The sequence below is a fragment of the Pantoea sp. PA1 genome (genome assembly GCF_056856975.1).
In genome coordinates, this window is sequence record NZ_JBXGEE010000004.1 from 81,232 (window position 1) to 95,589 (window position 14,358).

The following is a 14,358-nucleotide window of genomic DNA, read 5'->3' on the forward strand; positions in this document are numbered from 1 at the left end:
GGCTTATTTCTTCTGTGCGCGCTCGAAAGAGGAGATGATTTCGGCTTTCGCGGCTTCGGCGTTGTCCCAGCCATCCACTTTCACCCATTTGCCTTTTTCCAGATCTTTGTAGTGCTCAAAGAAGTGGGTGATCTGCGCACGCAGCAGCTCTGGCAGGTCGTTCACATCTTTGATGTGATCGTACTCTTTAGAGAGTTTGGTGTGCGGCACGGCAACCAGTTTGGCATCTTCGCCAGACTCGTCGGTCATTTTCAGTACGCCAACCGGACGGCAGCGGATCACGGAGCCCGGTACCAGTGGGTACGGGGTCGGAACCAGTACGTCAACCGGGTCACCATCCAGAGAGAGGGTGTGGTTGATATAGCCGTAGTTGCACGGATAGAACATCGCGGTAGACATGAAACGGTCTACAAACAGGGCACCAGACTCTTTATCAACTTCATATTTGATCGGATCAGCATTCGCTGGGATCTCAATGACAACGTAGATATCTTCTGGCAGGTCTTTACCTGCTGGCACCTGGTTCAAACTCATCGGGTATTCCTTCAGTAGTCGTATGTTGAGTGTCGGCTATTATAGCCAACTGACTCTGAAAGTATGCCCTCTTTTTGGCGTTTCGGAATGCGCCCTAAGGCTACTTCGCCGACACAAACAGCGAAACGATTCCTGCGGCTATCAGTGGCCCTACCGGCACGCCACGGAAGAACGCCACGCCAATCACCGTACCAATCAGCAGGCCCCCGATAACCGACGGCTGAACGCTCATAAAACTGACGCCACGACCGCCGAGCCAGGCAACAAAAATGCCCACCAGGATAGCCACAATCGACTTCCAGCTGGTAAAGGATTTGATCAGCGCAGCGGCCGGCAGAGAGCCGCTGGCCAGCGGGGCCATCACGGCCACCGTCAGGATAATGATGCCTAAGGTAATGCCCTGTTTTTCCACGTAGGGAAAGAACTGTGCCAGCGGGGTTACTTTGATTGCCAGCAGCACCATAATCGACAGGGTGACCGCGTTGTTGTGCACGAAATAGCTCAGCACGGCGAGGCCAATCAGAATAAGCGTTGAAGCGTAAGCGGCCATGGTTTCTCCCTGAAGGTCAGTGAACGCGCCAGCCTCAGCCAGCGCAAAATCGGATCAGATCAACAGTCGTCGGGGTTAGCGCAACTGCCCCTTGCCATCGCCTGCAGCATCTGCGCCTGATTGCGCACCAGGCTCAGACGCTGGGCGCTCAGCGCCACGCTGCCCAGAGAGCCCTGTGAACTGAGCTGGCTGTAGCCCGCCTCAAGCCAGCTGTCCCGATAGCTCAGCCAGGCGCGCTGAGCAGCACGCAGTTTATCCCGGGGTTCGCCGTTGAGGGTTTTCATCAGCCTGCCGTACTCCTTATTCATCGCCTGATCCCAGGCCTGAGTGGCGGCAGCGTAACACTGGTTCATGTCCAGCGTGGTCCGGGCGTTATTTAGGCAGCGGTCGAGCGAGGCATCTGACGGCAGATCCCCCGCTATCGTCACCGTGCTGGTCAGCAGCAGCGTCAGAAACAGGCCTGCTTTCATCGTGTTTCTCCGGGTCGGGGGTAAGCGGCGATTAGCTTGATTGATGTTTCCGTGATGATCAAGCTGTTAACACTCAATCAGGGTTAAAGTTTCGGTCCGTTACTGCCGATATCTGTTCCGTTTTAGGGCCGCTGGACATTTCGCCTATTCTCATAAACGGAAACGATCAAGATGAAACAGTTATCACTTCGCACGGGGTTGCTGGCACTGCTGGCATTTATGACACTGCTGCTGTTGGCGGTGAGTTTTATGGGTATTGTGGCAATTAACAAAGGGAACCGCTCGCTGGATGTGATCAACCGCATTCAGGGGATCGAGCTGAACAGTCTTTATCAGAGCAATGCAGATTTAATGCGGGCCCGCGCGAACGCGGCGCTGGCGGTACGAAAAATTGAAATCGGCATGCTGGAAGAGGGCGCCGCCGTCACCCGACTGTCGCAGGCGGATGTCGACTCCTCCCAGCAACAGCTCAAGCGCTTTATCGATGCCGGAACGGTAACGGCACACGGTAAAATGCTGGCGGATGCGATTTCAGCCAGCTACAAGGCCTATCTCGACCAGGGCATCAAGCCGATGATGAGCGCCCTGGACAAGCAATACACCGACGAGTATTACCAGCTGCTGGAAGGCAACCTGGCGACGCTGGCGGCCAGCTACAACAAGGCGGTCACGGACTTCAGCCAGTTCGCCGATCAGGTCACGGCGGCGCAGCTGGTGCAGGCGGCCCATAACGAAACCAAAATGAAAATCCTGATCGCCGTGGCGGTGGCCTTAACCCTGCTGCTGCTGGTGCTCGCCTGGCAACTGCTGCGCCGGATGCTGCTGCAGCCGCTGGATAGCGCGATTGTGCATCTTGAGCAGATCGCATCGGGCGATCTCTCTCAGGTGCTGCCGCCGTCCAGCAACAACGAGCTGGGACGCCTTAACCATGCACTGACCGGGATGCAGCAGTCGCTGCGTCACTCCGTCAGTCAGGTGCGTGAGGCGAGTATGCAGATCGACCTCGGCAGCCGTGAACTGGCCGCCGGCAACGTCAACCTGTCACAGCGTACGGAAGAGTCTGCCGCTTCGCTTGAGCAGACGGCGGCCAGCATGGAGCAGCTGACGGCAACGGTGCGGCTTAACGCCAGCAACGCTCAGCAGGCCCATCAGCTGGCAAATGCGGTCTCCGATACCGCCGACCGCGGCGCGGAGGTGGTCTGCTATGTGATGGAAAAAATGCATGAGATTACCGACAGCGCCAATCGCATCGGCGATATTCTCAGCGTGATCGACGGCATCGCGTTCCAGACCAACATCCTGGCACTCAACGCTGCCGTTGAAGCGGCACGTGCGGGCGAGCAGGGCCGTGGCTTTGCGGTGGTGGCGAATGAAGTGCGTACGCTGGCGCAGCGCAGTGCTAATGCAGCTAAAGAGATCCGCACGCTGATCAGCGATTCACAATCGCGGGTCAAAGAGGGCAGTGAGATGGCGACGCGTGCCGGGGAAACCATGGATGAGATTTCCGGTGAGGTGATGCGCGTGACCTCGCTGATGAAGGAGATCTCCATGGCGTCTGACGAGCAGAGTCGTGGCATCGAGCAGGTGAATCTGGCGGTCACGCAGATGGATGTGGCGGCGCAGCAGAATGCGGCGCTGGTGGAGCAGGCGAAGGCCGCGACCGAGTCGCTGGAAGCGCAGTCCGATCAGCTTCAGGCAACCATGGCGCAGTTCAGACTGCAGCCAGCGTGATAAAAAAAGGGCGCGATGATCGCGCCCTTTTTTATCTCTGCCGCATTAGCCCTGACGGCAATCCGGGAACTCAGCCAGGAAACGCTCAACGTCGTTGACCATCGCCTCATTGCCGCAGTAGAACGGGCAGCGCTGATGCAGCGTGACCGGTGGAATGTCCAGAATACGTCTCTGACCGTCGCTGGCTTTACCGCCTGCCTGCTCCGCCAGGAATGCCATCGGGTTGCACTCATAGAGCAGACGCAGCTTGCCCTGCGGATGGCTGGCGGTGCTGGGATAGAGGTAGATGCCGCCTTTCAGCAGGTTGCGATGGAAATCCGCGACCAGCGATCCGATGTAACGTGAGGTGTAAGGACGGTGCGTTGGCAGATCCTCTTCCTGACAGAACTTCAGATATTTCTTCACGCCCTGCGGGAAACGAATGTAGTTACCTTCGTTGATGGAGTAGGTGTAACCAGTCTCCGGGTAAGTCATACGTTCATGGCTGAGGCAGAAGACACCCAGCGACGGATCGTAGGTAAAGGCATGCACGCCTGCACCGGTGGTGTAAACCATCATGGTGGAGGAGCCGTAAACCACGTAACCGGCCGCGACCTGTTTGTTGCCGGGCTGCATGAAATCCGCTTCAACCACCGGGGTGCCCGGTTCGCTGACGCGATGATAGATAGAGAAAATGGTGCCGACAGAGACGTTAACGTCGATGTTAGACGACCCATCCAGCGGGTCCATTAACACCACATACTTGCCGTTCTCCTCACCTTCGAAGATGACGAACTCGTCTTCTTCCTCAGACGCGATACCGGCGACAATGCCACGCGCTTTCAGTGCGGCCTTCAGTTTTTCGTTGGCAAACAGATCGAGCTTCATCTGCTGTTCACCCTGAACATTTTCCACACCACTGGCACCGAGGATATCCACCAGACCGGCTTTATTGATGTCGCGGTGGATAATTTTGGCACCCAGCTTGATAGCTGAGATCAGCGCCGTCAGTTCCCCTGTGGCGTGCGGAAAGTCGTGCTGCTTCTCGACGATAAATTCGCCCAACGTTTTCATAACACATTCCCTGAATCTGCGATGGAGTGGCAGCACGCGTAACAGTCTGCCAACGGATGCGTACGCAGTTTAGCCGATTGAACTTCAAAAACCATAGTCCTAATCCGTTTCTTCCGTCTGCGAGCAGGGTTACACTGTGCGCCGAACTTTAGAGTAATGGATCACGTTATGCGCATTCACATCCTCGGGATTTGTGGCACTTTTATGGGCGGTCTGGCCGTGCTGGCCCGTTCACTTGGTCATCAGGTGACCGGTTCAGACGCCAACGTTTACCCGCCAATGAGCACGTTGCTCGAACAGCAAGGCATTGAATTAACAGAAGGTTACGATGCGAGCCAGCTCGACCCGGCCCCTGACCTGGTGATTATCGGTAATGCGATGACGCGCGGTAATCCCTGTGTGGAAGCGGTGCTGGAACGCAACATTCCTTACCTCTCCGGCCCACAGTGGCTGCACGATTTCGTGTTACGCGACCGCTGGGTGCTGGCGGTGGCGGGAACACACGGGAAAACCACCACAGCCGGCATGGCAGCGTGGATTCTCGAGGCCTGCGGCCTGGAACCCGGCTTCATTATTGGTGGGGTGCCAGGAAACTTCGATGTCTCGGCAAAATTAGGAAAAAGTCCATTCTTCGTCATTGAGGCGGATGAGTATGACTGCGCCTTTTTCGACAAGCGTTCCAAGTTTGTCCATTACTGCCCGCGTACCCTGATCCTCAACAACCTTGAGTTCGATCACGCCGATATCTTTGACGACCTGAGGGCGATCCAGAAGCAGTTCCACCATCTGGTCCGGATCGTGCCGGGCCAGGGCAAGATCCTGCTGCCGGAGCATGACGCCAACATCAGGCAGGTGATGGCGATGGGCTGCTGGAGCGAGCAGGAGAGCGTGGGCGACCACGGGCGCTGGCAGGCGAAGAAGCTGACGCCCGATGCCTCGCACTGGGAAATCTGGCTCGACGGCGAGAAGGTCGGCGAGGTGAACTGGGCGCTGGTCGGCGAACACAATATGCATAACGGGTTGATGGCAATTGCCGCCGCGCGTCATGTGGGTGTGAAACCGGAAGATGCAGGCCAGGCGCTGAACAGCTTTATCAATGCGCGTCGCCGGCTGGAGCTGCGTGGCGAAGTGAACAGCATCAAAGTGTATGATGACTTTGCGCACCATCCGACCGCGATTCTGGCAACGCTGGCGGCCCTGCGCAGCAAGGTTGGCGGCAGAGCGCGCATTCTGGCCGTTCTGGAGCCGCGCTCGAATACCATGAAGATGGGCGTCAGCAAAAACGATCTGGCGCCGTCACTGGCGCGGGCGGATGAGGTCTTTCTGTTCCAGCCGCACCACATTCCGTGGCAGGTTTCTGACGTCGCCGAAGCGTGCATTCCGCCTGCGCACTGGAGCGCAGATATCGATACGCTGGTCGAGATGGTGGCGAAAGCCGCACAGCCAGGCGACTCGATTCTGGTGATGAGCAACGGCGGGTTTGGCGGCATTCACCAGAAGCTGCTGGACAGACTGGCCTGAGATGACGGGCGCCCGTAACGGGCGCTCATTTTCCGGTGACGTTCTGACGTGCTTCCTGCTACCGGTCACGACAGACCGGCTATCCGGGCTATCAGGCTTCGGCCAGTTCGCGCAGGTACTGGAAAATCTGACGGGCTGACTTCGGCGGCTTGTTGCCCGCTTTCTCTTTCTGCGCGTTGCGGATCATACTGCGCAGCTGCTGACGGTCGGCGTCAGGATAGAGTGCAATCACGTCGCTGATCGCCTCATCGCCCTGTTCAATCAGACGATCGCGCAGCATTTCCAGTTTATGGAACAGCGCAACCTGCTGGTTGTGGCGGTTCTTGAGCTTGTCCAGCGCAACGCGGATCGGCTCGACATCAATACTGCGCAGCAGTTTACCGATCAGCTGCAGCTGACGGCGACGGCCCTCTTTCTTAATACGCTGCGCCAGTTCGATCTCGGTGCGCAGGCGCTCATCCAGCGGGATCTTATCCAGCGAGTTTTTACCCAGTTCTACCAGTTCGGCGCCCAGGCGTTTTAACTCTTCGGCATCACGTTTAATTTCACTCTTACTGACCCAGATAATCTCTTCATCTTCCTGTTCGTCATTATCTGGCACATCGTCGAGCCACTCATCGGGCTGTCTGGTCATTTCCGGGCTCCCAAAAAAAAGAGGCTAATCCTACCAGTTTATCGGGTGACTGCGAAATTGTTCTCTGACTCTGATAGACTCAAATCATTCACACATAAGATTAGACGGCAGGTCGATGAACGTATCTACTCAGGTTGCAGAACAGCGAAAAGTACTGGAGCAGGCGATTGCGCAGGCACTTGAACTGGCTAAAGCAAGCACTGACAGCGCGGAAGTAGCGGTCAGTAAAACCACCGGCATCGGGGTCAGCACCCGCTATGGCGAAGTGGAAAACGTCGAATTCAACAGCGACGGTGCGCTGGGCATCACCGTCTATCATCAGAACCGTAAAGGCAGCGCCTCATCGACCGACCTCAGCCCGGACGCGATCAAACGTACCGTGCAGGCGGCGATCGATATCGCGCGCTACACCTCGCCCGATCCCTTTGCCGGCCCGGCGGATGCGGCGCTGCTGGCCTATGATGCGCCAGACCTGGATCTCTACCACCCGTGGGAGATCGATGCCGACCGCGCTATTGAACTGGCCGCGCAGGCTGAAGAGGCTTCACTGCGCGCAGACAAGCGTATCACCAACACTGAAGGCGGCAGCTTTAACAGTCATGTCGGCATTAAGGTGTTTGGTAACAGCCACGGCATGCTGCAGAGCTACTGCTCAAGCCGTCACTCGCTCTCCAGCTGCGTGATCGCCGAGCAGGATGGCAACATGGAGCGCGACTACGCCTACACCATCGGCCGCGCGTTTGAGGATCTGAAAAGCCCGGAGTGGGTCGGCGCAGAGTGCGCGCGTCGCACGCTCTCCCGTCTTGCCCCGCGTAAACTTCCGACCATGAAAGCGCCGGTGATTTTCGCCTCTGAAGTGGCGACCGGCCTGTTTGGTCATCTGGTCGGGGCGATCAGCGGCAGCAGCGTTTACCGGAAATCAACCTTCCTGCTGGACGCGATGGGTCAGCAGATCCTGCCGGAGTGGCTCACCATCAGTGAGCAGCCGCACCTGCTGAAAGGGCTCGCCTCGACGCCATTCGACAGCGAAGGGGTGCGCACCCAGGCGCGCGACATTATCCAGGCGGGCGTCCTGCAGACCTGGCTGTTAACCAGCTACTCCGCCCGTAAACTGGGCCTGACCAGCACCGGTCACGCGGGTGGCATTCACAACTGGCGCATTGCCGGTCAGGGCCACAGCTTTGACGATCTGCTGAAGCAGATGGGCACCGGTCTGGTGGTCACCGAACTGATGGGACAGGGTGTCAGCGCCATCACCGGTGACTACTCGCGCGGTGCGGCCGGTTTCTGGGTCGAAAATGGTGTGATTCAGTATCCGGTCAGTGAAATCACCATCGCCGGAAATCTCAAAGAGATGTGGCGCAATATGGTGACCATCGGCGACGATATCGAAACCCGCAGCAATATTCAGTGCGGTTCAGTCTTACTGCCTGAAATGAAGATAGCGGGACAATAACGACGCATTCCTGAAGCAGCCTGTTGGCTGCTTTTTTTTCGTCACAATAAAAAGGAAGTAATGATGCGTAAGCAGCTAATTGCAATGTTGTCGGCTTCTCTGATGTTCTCCAGCGTCAGCCTCTGTGCGGCGGATCTGGAGCAGGATATGGACACGCTGAATGCGAACCTGAAAATCGTCAAAAAAACGGACGATGCCCGGGAGATGCAGCAGGCATTAACCCGGATGCGTGCGGCAGCGCAGGATGCGAAGCAGTCCACGCCCGACAAGCTGGAAGGTCAGCCTGCTGACAGCACGCAGATCAAAGATTATCACGCCGGTCTCGACTCGCTGATTGCGCAGATCGACGTGGTCAGCACGCTGGCGAAAGCGAACAACGTGGAGGGCGCAAAGCGCGAAGCCGCGAAGTTTGATGAAATCCGCAATACCAACCATAAGAAATTCCGCTAATCAGACCGCCGGTCAGCCCGACCGGCGGTTTTTTCCATCACTTCTGCTTATCACCGCGCCTTAAAACGTATCGGACCTGCCGTGATGTTGCACAACATCAAGATCCGGCACGGTTAAATTCATTATTTTGCGCACAAAGAGTCATTTTTCGCACGAAGTGTGCACTCTGCGATCTGACGCACAGCCTTCACCTCAATTTCCGCTTGCTGCTGGAAATGTTGCCTCTCCACAGCGGGAGCCAGGACGGTTAATTTATTTTCAACGCGAATTATCCGGTTCAACAGGAGTAACAAGGTGAGCAATAACGGCATCCCGGTGTATGAAGCGCCACCGGAGAAAGTGCAGCAACTGGCAGAACGTGTCATGACGCAAATTGCGGCGATCTATCAGCAGCATGGTATCCAGCCCAACGCGGTTCAGCAGCAGATGCTGGAATCCCACGTCCGGGCCATGGCATCACGCTCTCTGAGTGGCGAGCCGCTGCCGGAAGTGGAAGCGGAGCTGTTTGAGGATATTCCGCCGGAAACCGTCGCGCTGGCGCAGCAGGTGGTGGATCTGTTTGGCAATCTGCCGCGTGAAGAGGCCTGGCTGCTGTCGGTTCACATTGAAGTCGCACGATCCAACAACTGAAGAGGAAAAGAACATGGTGACAGTCGTGATTGGCGATCGTTTAGGGAAAGGGCAGAAAGTGGCCGCAGGAATCGAAAAAGCGGGTGGCCGTGCGGTGGTGGTGCCGGGTGTGGCGGCGGACATGAAACTGGGTGACGTCATGAAGGCAGAAAACGCCGACTTCGGCATCTCGTTCTGCGGCAGCGGCGGCGCAGGTGCCATCACCGCGCAAAACAAATATGGCTACAAAGCGAAGCATGGCATGCGCTCTATCGATGAAGGGGTGACCGCCATCAACGAAGGGGCCACCGTACTGGGCTTCGGCTTTATGGACAAAGAAGAGCTGGGTGAGCGGCTGGTGCAGGCCTGGAACAAGAAGCACGGCAGCTGATTATGAAAGAACACTACGTTACCCAGGTGACGGTCGAGGGCAAAGGCGACACCAAAGCGAAAGCCTTCGCCGATGCCCTGAGTCGTGTGCAGAACCAGGTTCTGCGCGCGACACAAAAAATTCTGCTGCGCATTGAACCTCAGGATGTCCGGGTGCTGCGCGCGCAGGAGAGCGTCAGAACCGAGAAGTTTCTCTTCTTCTTTCTGGCGCGCCAGCGGCGGAACTACAGCGTCACGCTGGAGATCACCGTCAGCGTCACCGTTTTCGACACCGAACAGGTGACGTTTACGGCGGCATCATAAAACAGCGCCTGTTAACGTCAGCCTGTCTGTAGCCCGCTCCTCTGCTGTCGCGCACGCGCGGCGGGCAGGCCGGAGTGAGGCGGCGGCGGCTGAAGTCTGACGGGATTAAAAAAACGACAACAAGGTACAACAACATGTTTTTAATCATTTTGTTTAAGTCGTTGATCATTGGCGGGCTGGTGGGCGTCGGCGTCGGCGCGGGTGCCGCACGCATGTTTCATGCGCCAACCACCCAGGGGATGGGCGCCTTTCGTACGCTGGGCGAGCTGAACTCATGCGAAGGCGATCCCGCTTCCCACTTCTCCTTTGGTCTCGGCTTCTTTTTCAACGCCTGGGCATCCTCTGTTGCAGCCGGTTCATTCACCCAGGATGTGGATCACCGCATCATTCCAAACTGGGGTGCGGCGGCACTGATGGTCAAAAACCGCAACGTGGCGGAAACGCTGCACAATCCGAAAAAAATGGCCATCGCCTGCGGCATTATCGGCATGGTCGTGGTCGCCTTCCTCAACTCCACCGCCTCGGCCGTTCCGGCGGCGCTTCAGGTCACGGCCGTTAAAGTGCTGGTACCGGCGGCTAACCTGCTGGTTAACACCGTCATGCCGGTCATCTTCTGGCTGGCGGCCATCGACGCGGGCAAAAAGTCAGGCTTCTGGGCCACCATTTTTGGCGGTCTGGCACAGCTGATCATGGGCAACGCCGTGCCGGGCCTGGTGCTGGGTATTCTGATCGGCAAAGGGGTCGAAGAGAGCGGCTGGAACCGGGTCACCAAAGTGATGATGACCGCCATCGTCCTGCTGTTTGTGCTGAGCGGCTTCTTCCGCGGTTTCGATATGAAACTGCTGCAGTCCTTCCAGCTCGGCATTCCCGGCTGGCTCGACATGATCCATAACTCCGTCAGCGGCAAATAGGAGGCGATGCAATGAACGAAAATAAAGGCTTCTGGTACGCCGACTGGTCTTTCCCGATCTTTGTTGGCCTGCTCTCCGCCGGCGTGTTTGCCGGAACCCACATGTACTACCTCTATGGCATCGGCGCGTTCAACGAAGTGGCGTTTGTGTCGATGCTGCGCTCTGGCATGGAGACCGGCGTCTACGGCGCGGTCGCCGCCTTTGGCGCCAGCTTCCTGTTCGCCCGCATTATCGAAGGGTCGCTGGTGGGGATTCTGGATATCGGCGGCGCGATTCAGACCGGTGTCGGCCTGGGCGTTCCGGCCCTGCTGCTGGGCGCGGGTATCGTCTTCCCGGTGGCGAACTTTGCCGCCTCGCTGGCGACGGGTCTGGTGATTGGGGTGGCGATTGGCTACGTCATTATCCTGGCGCGTAAATTCACCATCAATCAGAGCGACTCCACCTACGGCGCAGACGTCATGATGGGCGCGGGTAATGCCTCCGGACGCTTCCTCGGCCCGCTGATTATCCTGTCAGCTATGACGGCGTCGATTCCGATTGGTCTGGGTTCACTGCTGGGGGCGCTGCTGTTCTATCTCTGGAACAAGCCGATCACCGGTGGCGCCATCCTCGGCGCCATGATCCTCGGTGCGATTTTCCCGATCGCGCTCTGATCTCACCGGCAGCCCGGTAGCGGGCTGCCGTTAAGGAGAAACCATGTACGACTTGATTATCCGCGCTGCACGACTCAGCGATGAGCAGGTGGTCGACATCGCGGTGCAGGATGGCCGCATCGCCGCCGTTGGCCGGGTGCAGGGCAGCGCACACCAGGAACGCGATCTGGCGGGTCGCTACTACCTCAGCGCAGGCTGGATCGACTCCCACGTTCACTGCTATCCCAAATCCCCCATCTACCATGATGAAGCCGATGCGATAGGCGTGGCCCACGGCGTGACGACGGTGGCCGATGCGGGCAGCACCGGTGCCGATCATATTGATGACTTTTACCAGCTGACCCGCGCGGCGCAGACCCAGGTGTATGCCCTGATCAACATCGCCCGCACCGGTATCGTCACTCAGAATGAACTGGCCGACATGAGGCAGATCGATGGCGAGGCGGTGCAGCAGGCGGTGGCCCGGCTGCCCGATTTTATCGTGGGGCTGAAGGCGCGCATCAGCAGCAGCGTGGTGGGTGAAAACGGTATCCAGCCGCTGATCCGCGCGAAGGCGATTCAGCAGCAGAGCGGCGGGCTGCCGCTGATGGTCCACATTGGCAACAATCCGCCCAATCTTGACCAGATTGCGGATCTGCTCACCACGGGCGACATCATCACCCACTGCTTTAACGGCAAACCCAACCGCATTCTGACGCCGCAGGGCGAACTCAAGGCCGCTGTTAAACAGGCTATCGCGCGCGGCGTGAAGCTCGATGTCGGCCACGGCGGTGCCAGTTTCAGTTTTGAGGTCGCCCGGGTGGCGATAGCGCAGGGCATTCTGCCCGATACCATCAGCTCTGACATTTACTGCCGCAACCGTCTGGCTGGCCCGGTTCACAGCCTGGCCCATGTCATGTCGAAATTCTTCAGCGTCGGCATGACGCTGCCGCAGGTGATTGACTGCGTGACGGTCAACGCGGCGGCAGGGCTGCGGCTGCCGCGCAAGGGGCAGCTGAAAGTCGGCTATGACGCCGACCTGACCATTTTTAGCGTCAAAGAGGAAAACCGGCCCTTCATCGATTCAGAAGGTGAAACGGTGACCGGTGAGAAGCATCTGGTCCCGCTGGCGGCAGTCGTCGCGGGTCAGTGGATCGCGACAGAAGAAGGAGCAGCACATGACCTCGGTTTATGAAAAGTATGGCCTGAAGCCGGTGATTAACGCCTCTGGCCGTATGACGATTCTCGGCGTCTCCACGCCGTCGAGCGACGTGATCGACACGGTGAAATATGGCCTCGACCACTACTTCGAAATGAAAGACCTGGTCGATAAAACCGGGGCTTACATCGCCGGTCTGCTGAAGGTGGAGAACGCGGTGGTGGTCTCCTGTGCCTCGGCAGGCATCGCCCAGAGCGTGGCGGCGGTCATCGTAAAAGATGACGACTGGCTGCTGGATAACCTGCATGCCGCGCCGCTCAGCGTTCCGCATCAGATTGTGGTGCCGAAAGGGCATAACGTGAACTACGGCGCACCGGTCGGCAGCATGGTGGCGCTGGGAGGCGGCCAGCTGGTGGAGGCGGGTTACAGCAATGAGTGCTCGCCCGCGCAGCTGGCGGCGGCGATCACCCCACAGACCGCGGCGATCCTCTATGTGAAATCGCATCACTGCGTGCAGAAGAGTCACCTTGATGTGGCGCAGGCTGCCGCCGTTGCGCGCCAGCACGGCGTCCCGCTGATTGTCGATGCGGCCGCGGAAGAGGATCTGCAGTGCTACTACGAGGCGGGCGCTGACCTGGTGATCTACAGCGGTGCAAAAGCGCTGGAAGGCCCGACCAGCGGCCTGGTGATTGGCCGCCACCACTACGTTGAGTGGGTCAAACGCCAGACCAACGGCATTGGCCGTGCGATGAAAGTCGGCAAAGAGGGCATTCTCGGCCTGACCCACGCGATTGAAAACTATCTGACTCAGCCAAAAATCAGCGGCGCGCAGATGGTGGAAAAAATGACACCGTTCATCGAACAGCTGAACCATCTGAATGGCGTCACGGCCCGCGTGGTGTGGGATGCCGCCGGACGTGACATCGCCCGTGCAGAGATCAAATTTGACGAAGCGGCGATCGGGCAGCGCACCGGCGATCTGGTGCAGGCGCTGAAAAAGGGCGACGTCGCGATCTATTTCCGTGGCTACAAAGCCAATGAAGGGATCATTGAGGCGGACGTACGCAGCGTCAGCGCCGATCAACTGCACACCATTTTCACCCGTATTCAGACGCTGTTAACCGGAGAGAAAAACGCATGACGCTGACCCCCAACTTCTATCAGGATCGTCTCTGCCTTAACGTACTGGCGGGATCAAAAGAGAATGCACGCGCCATCTGGCAGGCGGCCGAAGGGCATGTGCTGGTCGGCGTGCTGTCAAAAAACTATGCCAGCAATGACGCTGCTATCGCCGACATGAGCGAGTACGCTGCGCTGATCGACAACGCACTCTCAATTGGTCTGGGCGCGGGCGATCCCCGGCAGTCACAGATGGTGAGTGAGCTGGCGGAGGTGCTGCAACCCCAGCATGTCAATCAGGTCTTCACCGGCGTGGCCACCAGCCGGGCGCTGCTGGGCCAGTCGCAGACCGTCGTTAACGGTCTGATCTCACCCACCGGCACGCCGGGTAAGGTAAAAATCTCGACCGGCCCGCGCAGCGCAACACAGCCTGACGGGATCGTTCCGATCGAAACCGCGATTGCCATGCTGCAGGATATGGGCGGCAGCTCGGTGAAATATTTTCCGATGGGCGGTTTACAGGCGGTGGATGAATATCGCGCCGTGGCAGACGCCTGCGCAAAAATGGATTTCTGGCTGGAGCCCACCGGCGGCATCGATCTGGAGAACGTCGGCGAGATCGTGCGCATTGCGCTGGAAGCGGGCGTTAGCAAAGTGATCCCTCACGTCTACAGTTCGATCATCGACAAAGCGAGTGGTGAAACCCGGATCGAGGATGTGCAGCGGTTGCTGGCGATCTGTAAAACGCTGCTGCCCTGAGGATCGCGCCGCGCGGCAGGCCGGTCGGGTGGCAGGCCGCGCACGCAACATGGACGTTGCGTCACGATCCCCGTAGG

17 protein-coding genes are annotated in these 14,358 nt (G+C 58.2%); 12 read left to right on the top strand and 5 right to left on the bottom strand.

Translation table 11 applies throughout. The annotated features are described in order from the left end of the window. Nucleotides 1-3 precede the first annotated feature (3 nt). The 3 genes from ppa to AC1V0D_RS15960 form a co-directional block, all read right to left on the bottom strand. Nucleotides 4-534: an inorganic diphosphatase gene (gene ppa / locus AC1V0D_RS15950; protein ID WP_009087427.1), complete on the bottom strand. Its 531-nt coding sequence runs from the start codon at nucleotides 532-534 to the stop codon at nucleotides 4-6. Between the two features lie 100 nt (nucleotides 535-634). Continuing rightward, the gene (locus AC1V0D_RS15955) at nucleotides 635-1,084 is read right to left on the bottom strand and encodes a DUF441 domain-containing protein (protein WP_482907750.1); all 450 of its coding nucleotides are present in this window, start codon (nucleotides 1,082-1,084) and stop codon (nucleotides 635-637) included. Between the two features lie 59 nt (nucleotides 1,085-1,143). After that, nucleotides 1,144-1,554: a lysozyme inhibitor LprI family protein gene (locus tag AC1V0D_RS15960; protein WP_111208590.1), complete on the bottom strand. Its 411-nt coding sequence runs from the start codon at nucleotides 1,552-1,554 to the stop codon at nucleotides 1,144-1,146. Between the two features lie 171 nt (nucleotides 1,555-1,725). Between AC1V0D_RS15960 and AC1V0D_RS15965 the strand changes: the two genes are divergently transcribed. Beyond that, complete coding sequence (locus AC1V0D_RS15965; protein ID WP_140924876.1) at nucleotides 1,726-3,285, top strand: methyl-accepting chemotaxis protein; 1,560 nt, start codon at nucleotides 1,726-1,728, stop codon at nucleotides 3,283-3,285. A 45-nt stretch (nucleotides 3,286-3,330) separates the two neighbouring features. On the opposite strand, the gene fbp is transcribed toward AC1V0D_RS15965, so the two are convergent. After that, a complete protein-coding gene (fbp, locus tag AC1V0D_RS15970) occupies nucleotides 3,331-4,338 on the bottom strand; it encodes a class 1 fructose-bisphosphatase (RefSeq protein WP_009087416.1) in 1,008 nt (335 codons plus the stop codon). A gap of 168 nt (nucleotides 4,339-4,506) precedes the next feature. Here fbp and mpl point away from each other — a divergent pair, with 168 nt between their 5' ends. Further along, nucleotides 4,507-5,859: a UDP-N-acetylmuramate:L-alanyl-gamma-D-glutamyl-meso-diaminopimelate ligase gene (gene mpl / locus AC1V0D_RS15975; RefSeq protein ID WP_009087414.1), complete on the top strand. Its 1,353-nt coding sequence runs from the start codon at nucleotides 4,507-4,509 to the stop codon at nucleotides 5,857-5,859. Between the two features lie 91 nt (nucleotides 5,860-5,950). On the opposite strand, the gene yjgA is transcribed toward mpl, so the two are convergent. Continuing rightward, nucleotides 5,951-6,493, bottom strand: a complete 543-nt coding sequence (yjgA, locus tag AC1V0D_RS15980; RefSeq protein WP_009087413.1) for a ribosome biogenesis factor YjgA — start codon at nucleotides 6,491-6,493, stop codon at nucleotides 5,951-5,953. A gap of 115 nt (nucleotides 6,494-6,608) precedes the next feature. On the opposite strand from yjgA, the gene pmbA reads away from it, so the two are divergent. The 10 genes from pmbA to dagF all read left to right on the top strand — a co-directional run bounded on the left by pmbA (nucleotide 6,609) and on the right by dagF (nucleotide 14,281). Continuing rightward, nucleotides 6,609-7,949 carry a metalloprotease PmbA gene (pmbA, locus tag AC1V0D_RS15985; protein ID WP_009087411.1) on the top strand — a complete coding sequence of 447 codons (1,341 nt, stop codon included), beginning with the start codon at nucleotides 6,609-6,611 and terminating at the stop codon, nucleotides 7,947-7,949. A 63-nt stretch (nucleotides 7,950-8,012) separates the two neighbouring features. Then, the gene (cybC, locus tag AC1V0D_RS15990; RefSeq protein ID WP_325954794.1) at nucleotides 8,013-8,399 is read left to right on the top strand and encodes a cytochrome b562; all 387 of its coding nucleotides are present in this window, start codon (nucleotides 8,013-8,015) and stop codon (nucleotides 8,397-8,399) included. Nucleotides 8,400-8,693: 294 nt separating this feature from the next. Beyond that, nucleotides 8,694-9,029 (top strand): glycine dehydrogenase, encoded by a 336-nt coding sequence (locus AC1V0D_RS15995; protein ID WP_009087405.1) that lies wholly within the window; start codon nucleotides 8,694-8,696, stop codon nucleotides 9,027-9,029. 13 nt (nucleotides 9,030-9,042) lie between these two features. After that, the gene (locus tag AC1V0D_RS16000) at nucleotides 9,043-9,399 is read left to right on the top strand and encodes an SFCGS family glycine-rich protein (protein ID WP_009087404.1); all 357 of its coding nucleotides are present in this window, start codon (nucleotides 9,043-9,045) and stop codon (nucleotides 9,397-9,399) included. Between the two features lie 2 nt (nucleotides 9,400-9,401). Continuing rightward, nucleotides 9,402-9,701, top strand: a complete 300-nt coding sequence (locus tag AC1V0D_RS16005; protein WP_009087401.1) for a DUF4312 family protein — start codon at nucleotides 9,402-9,404, stop codon at nucleotides 9,699-9,701. A gap of 134 nt (nucleotides 9,702-9,835) precedes the next feature. Continuing rightward, on the top strand, nucleotides 9,836-10,612 hold the full coding sequence (locus AC1V0D_RS16010; RefSeq protein WP_009087399.1) for a DUF4311 domain-containing protein: 777 nt from the start codon (nucleotides 9,836-9,838) through the stop codon (nucleotides 10,610-10,612). A gap of 11 nt (nucleotides 10,613-10,623) precedes the next feature. Further along, a complete protein-coding gene (locus AC1V0D_RS16015) occupies nucleotides 10,624-11,265 on the top strand; it encodes a DUF4310 family protein (protein WP_009087397.1) in 642 nt (213 codons plus the stop codon). A gap of 43 nt (nucleotides 11,266-11,308) precedes the next feature. After that, complete coding sequence (locus AC1V0D_RS16020) at nucleotides 11,309-12,439, top strand: amidohydrolase/deacetylase family metallohydrolase (RefSeq protein WP_482907751.1); 1,131 nt, start codon at nucleotides 11,309-11,311, stop codon at nucleotides 12,437-12,439. Further along, entirely contained in the window at nucleotides 12,423-13,544 is a 1,122-nt protein-coding gene (locus tag AC1V0D_RS16025; protein WP_471803570.1) for a DgaE family pyridoxal phosphate-dependent ammonia lyase, read from the top strand. The genes AC1V0D_RS16020 and AC1V0D_RS16025 overlap by 17 nt, the downstream gene beginning before the upstream one ends. After that, entirely contained in the window at nucleotides 13,541-14,281 is a 741-nt protein-coding gene (gene dagF, locus AC1V0D_RS16030) for a 2-dehydro-3-deoxy-phosphogluconate aldolase (protein WP_009087391.1), read from the top strand. Before AC1V0D_RS16025 ends, dagF begins: the two co-directional genes overlap by 4 nt. The last annotated feature ends 77 nt before the right edge of the window (nucleotides 14,282-14,358 follow it).

Bases quoted from the DNA above. Each gene is read 5' to 3' on its own strand.
- ppa (WP_009087427.1), bottom strand. From the start codon at position 534: ATGAGTTTGAACCAGGTGCCAGCAGGTAAAGACCTGCCAGAAGATATC.
- AC1V0D_RS15955 (WP_482907750.1), bottom strand. From the start codon at position 1,084: ATGGCCGCTTACGCTTCAACGCTTATTCTGATTGGCCTCGCCGTGCTG.
- AC1V0D_RS15960 (WP_111208590.1), bottom strand. From the start codon at position 1,554: ATGAAAGCAGGCCTGTTTCTGACGCTGCTGCTGACCAGCACGGTGACG.
- AC1V0D_RS15965 (WP_140924876.1), top strand. From the start codon at position 1,726: ATGAAACAGTTATCACTTCGCACGGGGTTGCTGGCACTGCTGGCATTT.
- fbp (WP_009087416.1), bottom strand. From the start codon at position 4,338: ATGAAAACGTTGGGCGAATTTATCGTCGAGAAGCAGCACGACTTTCCG.
- mpl (WP_009087414.1), top strand. From the start codon at position 4,507: ATGCGCATTCACATCCTCGGGATTTGTGGCACTTTTATGGGCGGTCTG.
- yjgA (WP_009087413.1), bottom strand. From the start codon at position 6,493: ATGACCAGACAGCCCGATGAGTGGCTCGACGATGTGCCAGATAATGAC.
- pmbA (WP_009087411.1), top strand. From the start codon at position 6,609: ATGAACGTATCTACTCAGGTTGCAGAACAGCGAAAAGTACTGGAGCAG.
- cybC (WP_325954794.1), top strand. From the start codon at position 8,013: ATGCGTAAGCAGCTAATTGCAATGTTGTCGGCTTCTCTGATGTTCTCC.
- AC1V0D_RS16000 (WP_009087404.1), top strand. From the start codon at position 9,043: ATGGTGACAGTCGTGATTGGCGATCGTTTAGGGAAAGGGCAGAAAGTG.
- AC1V0D_RS16005 (WP_009087401.1), top strand. From the start codon at position 9,402: ATGAAAGAACACTACGTTACCCAGGTGACGGTCGAGGGCAAAGGCGAC.
- AC1V0D_RS16010 (WP_009087399.1), top strand. From the start codon at position 9,836: ATGTTTTTAATCATTTTGTTTAAGTCGTTGATCATTGGCGGGCTGGTG.
- AC1V0D_RS16015 (WP_009087397.1), top strand. From the start codon at position 10,624: ATGAACGAAAATAAAGGCTTCTGGTACGCCGACTGGTCTTTCCCGATC.
- AC1V0D_RS16020 (WP_482907751.1), top strand. From the start codon at position 11,309: ATGTACGACTTGATTATCCGCGCTGCACGACTCAGCGATGAGCAGGTG.
- AC1V0D_RS16025 (WP_471803570.1), top strand. From the start codon at position 12,423: ATGACCTCGGTTTATGAAAAGTATGGCCTGAAGCCGGTGATTAACGCC.
- dagF (WP_009087391.1), top strand. From the start codon at position 13,541: ATGACGCTGACCCCCAACTTCTATCAGGATCGTCTCTGCCTTAACGTA.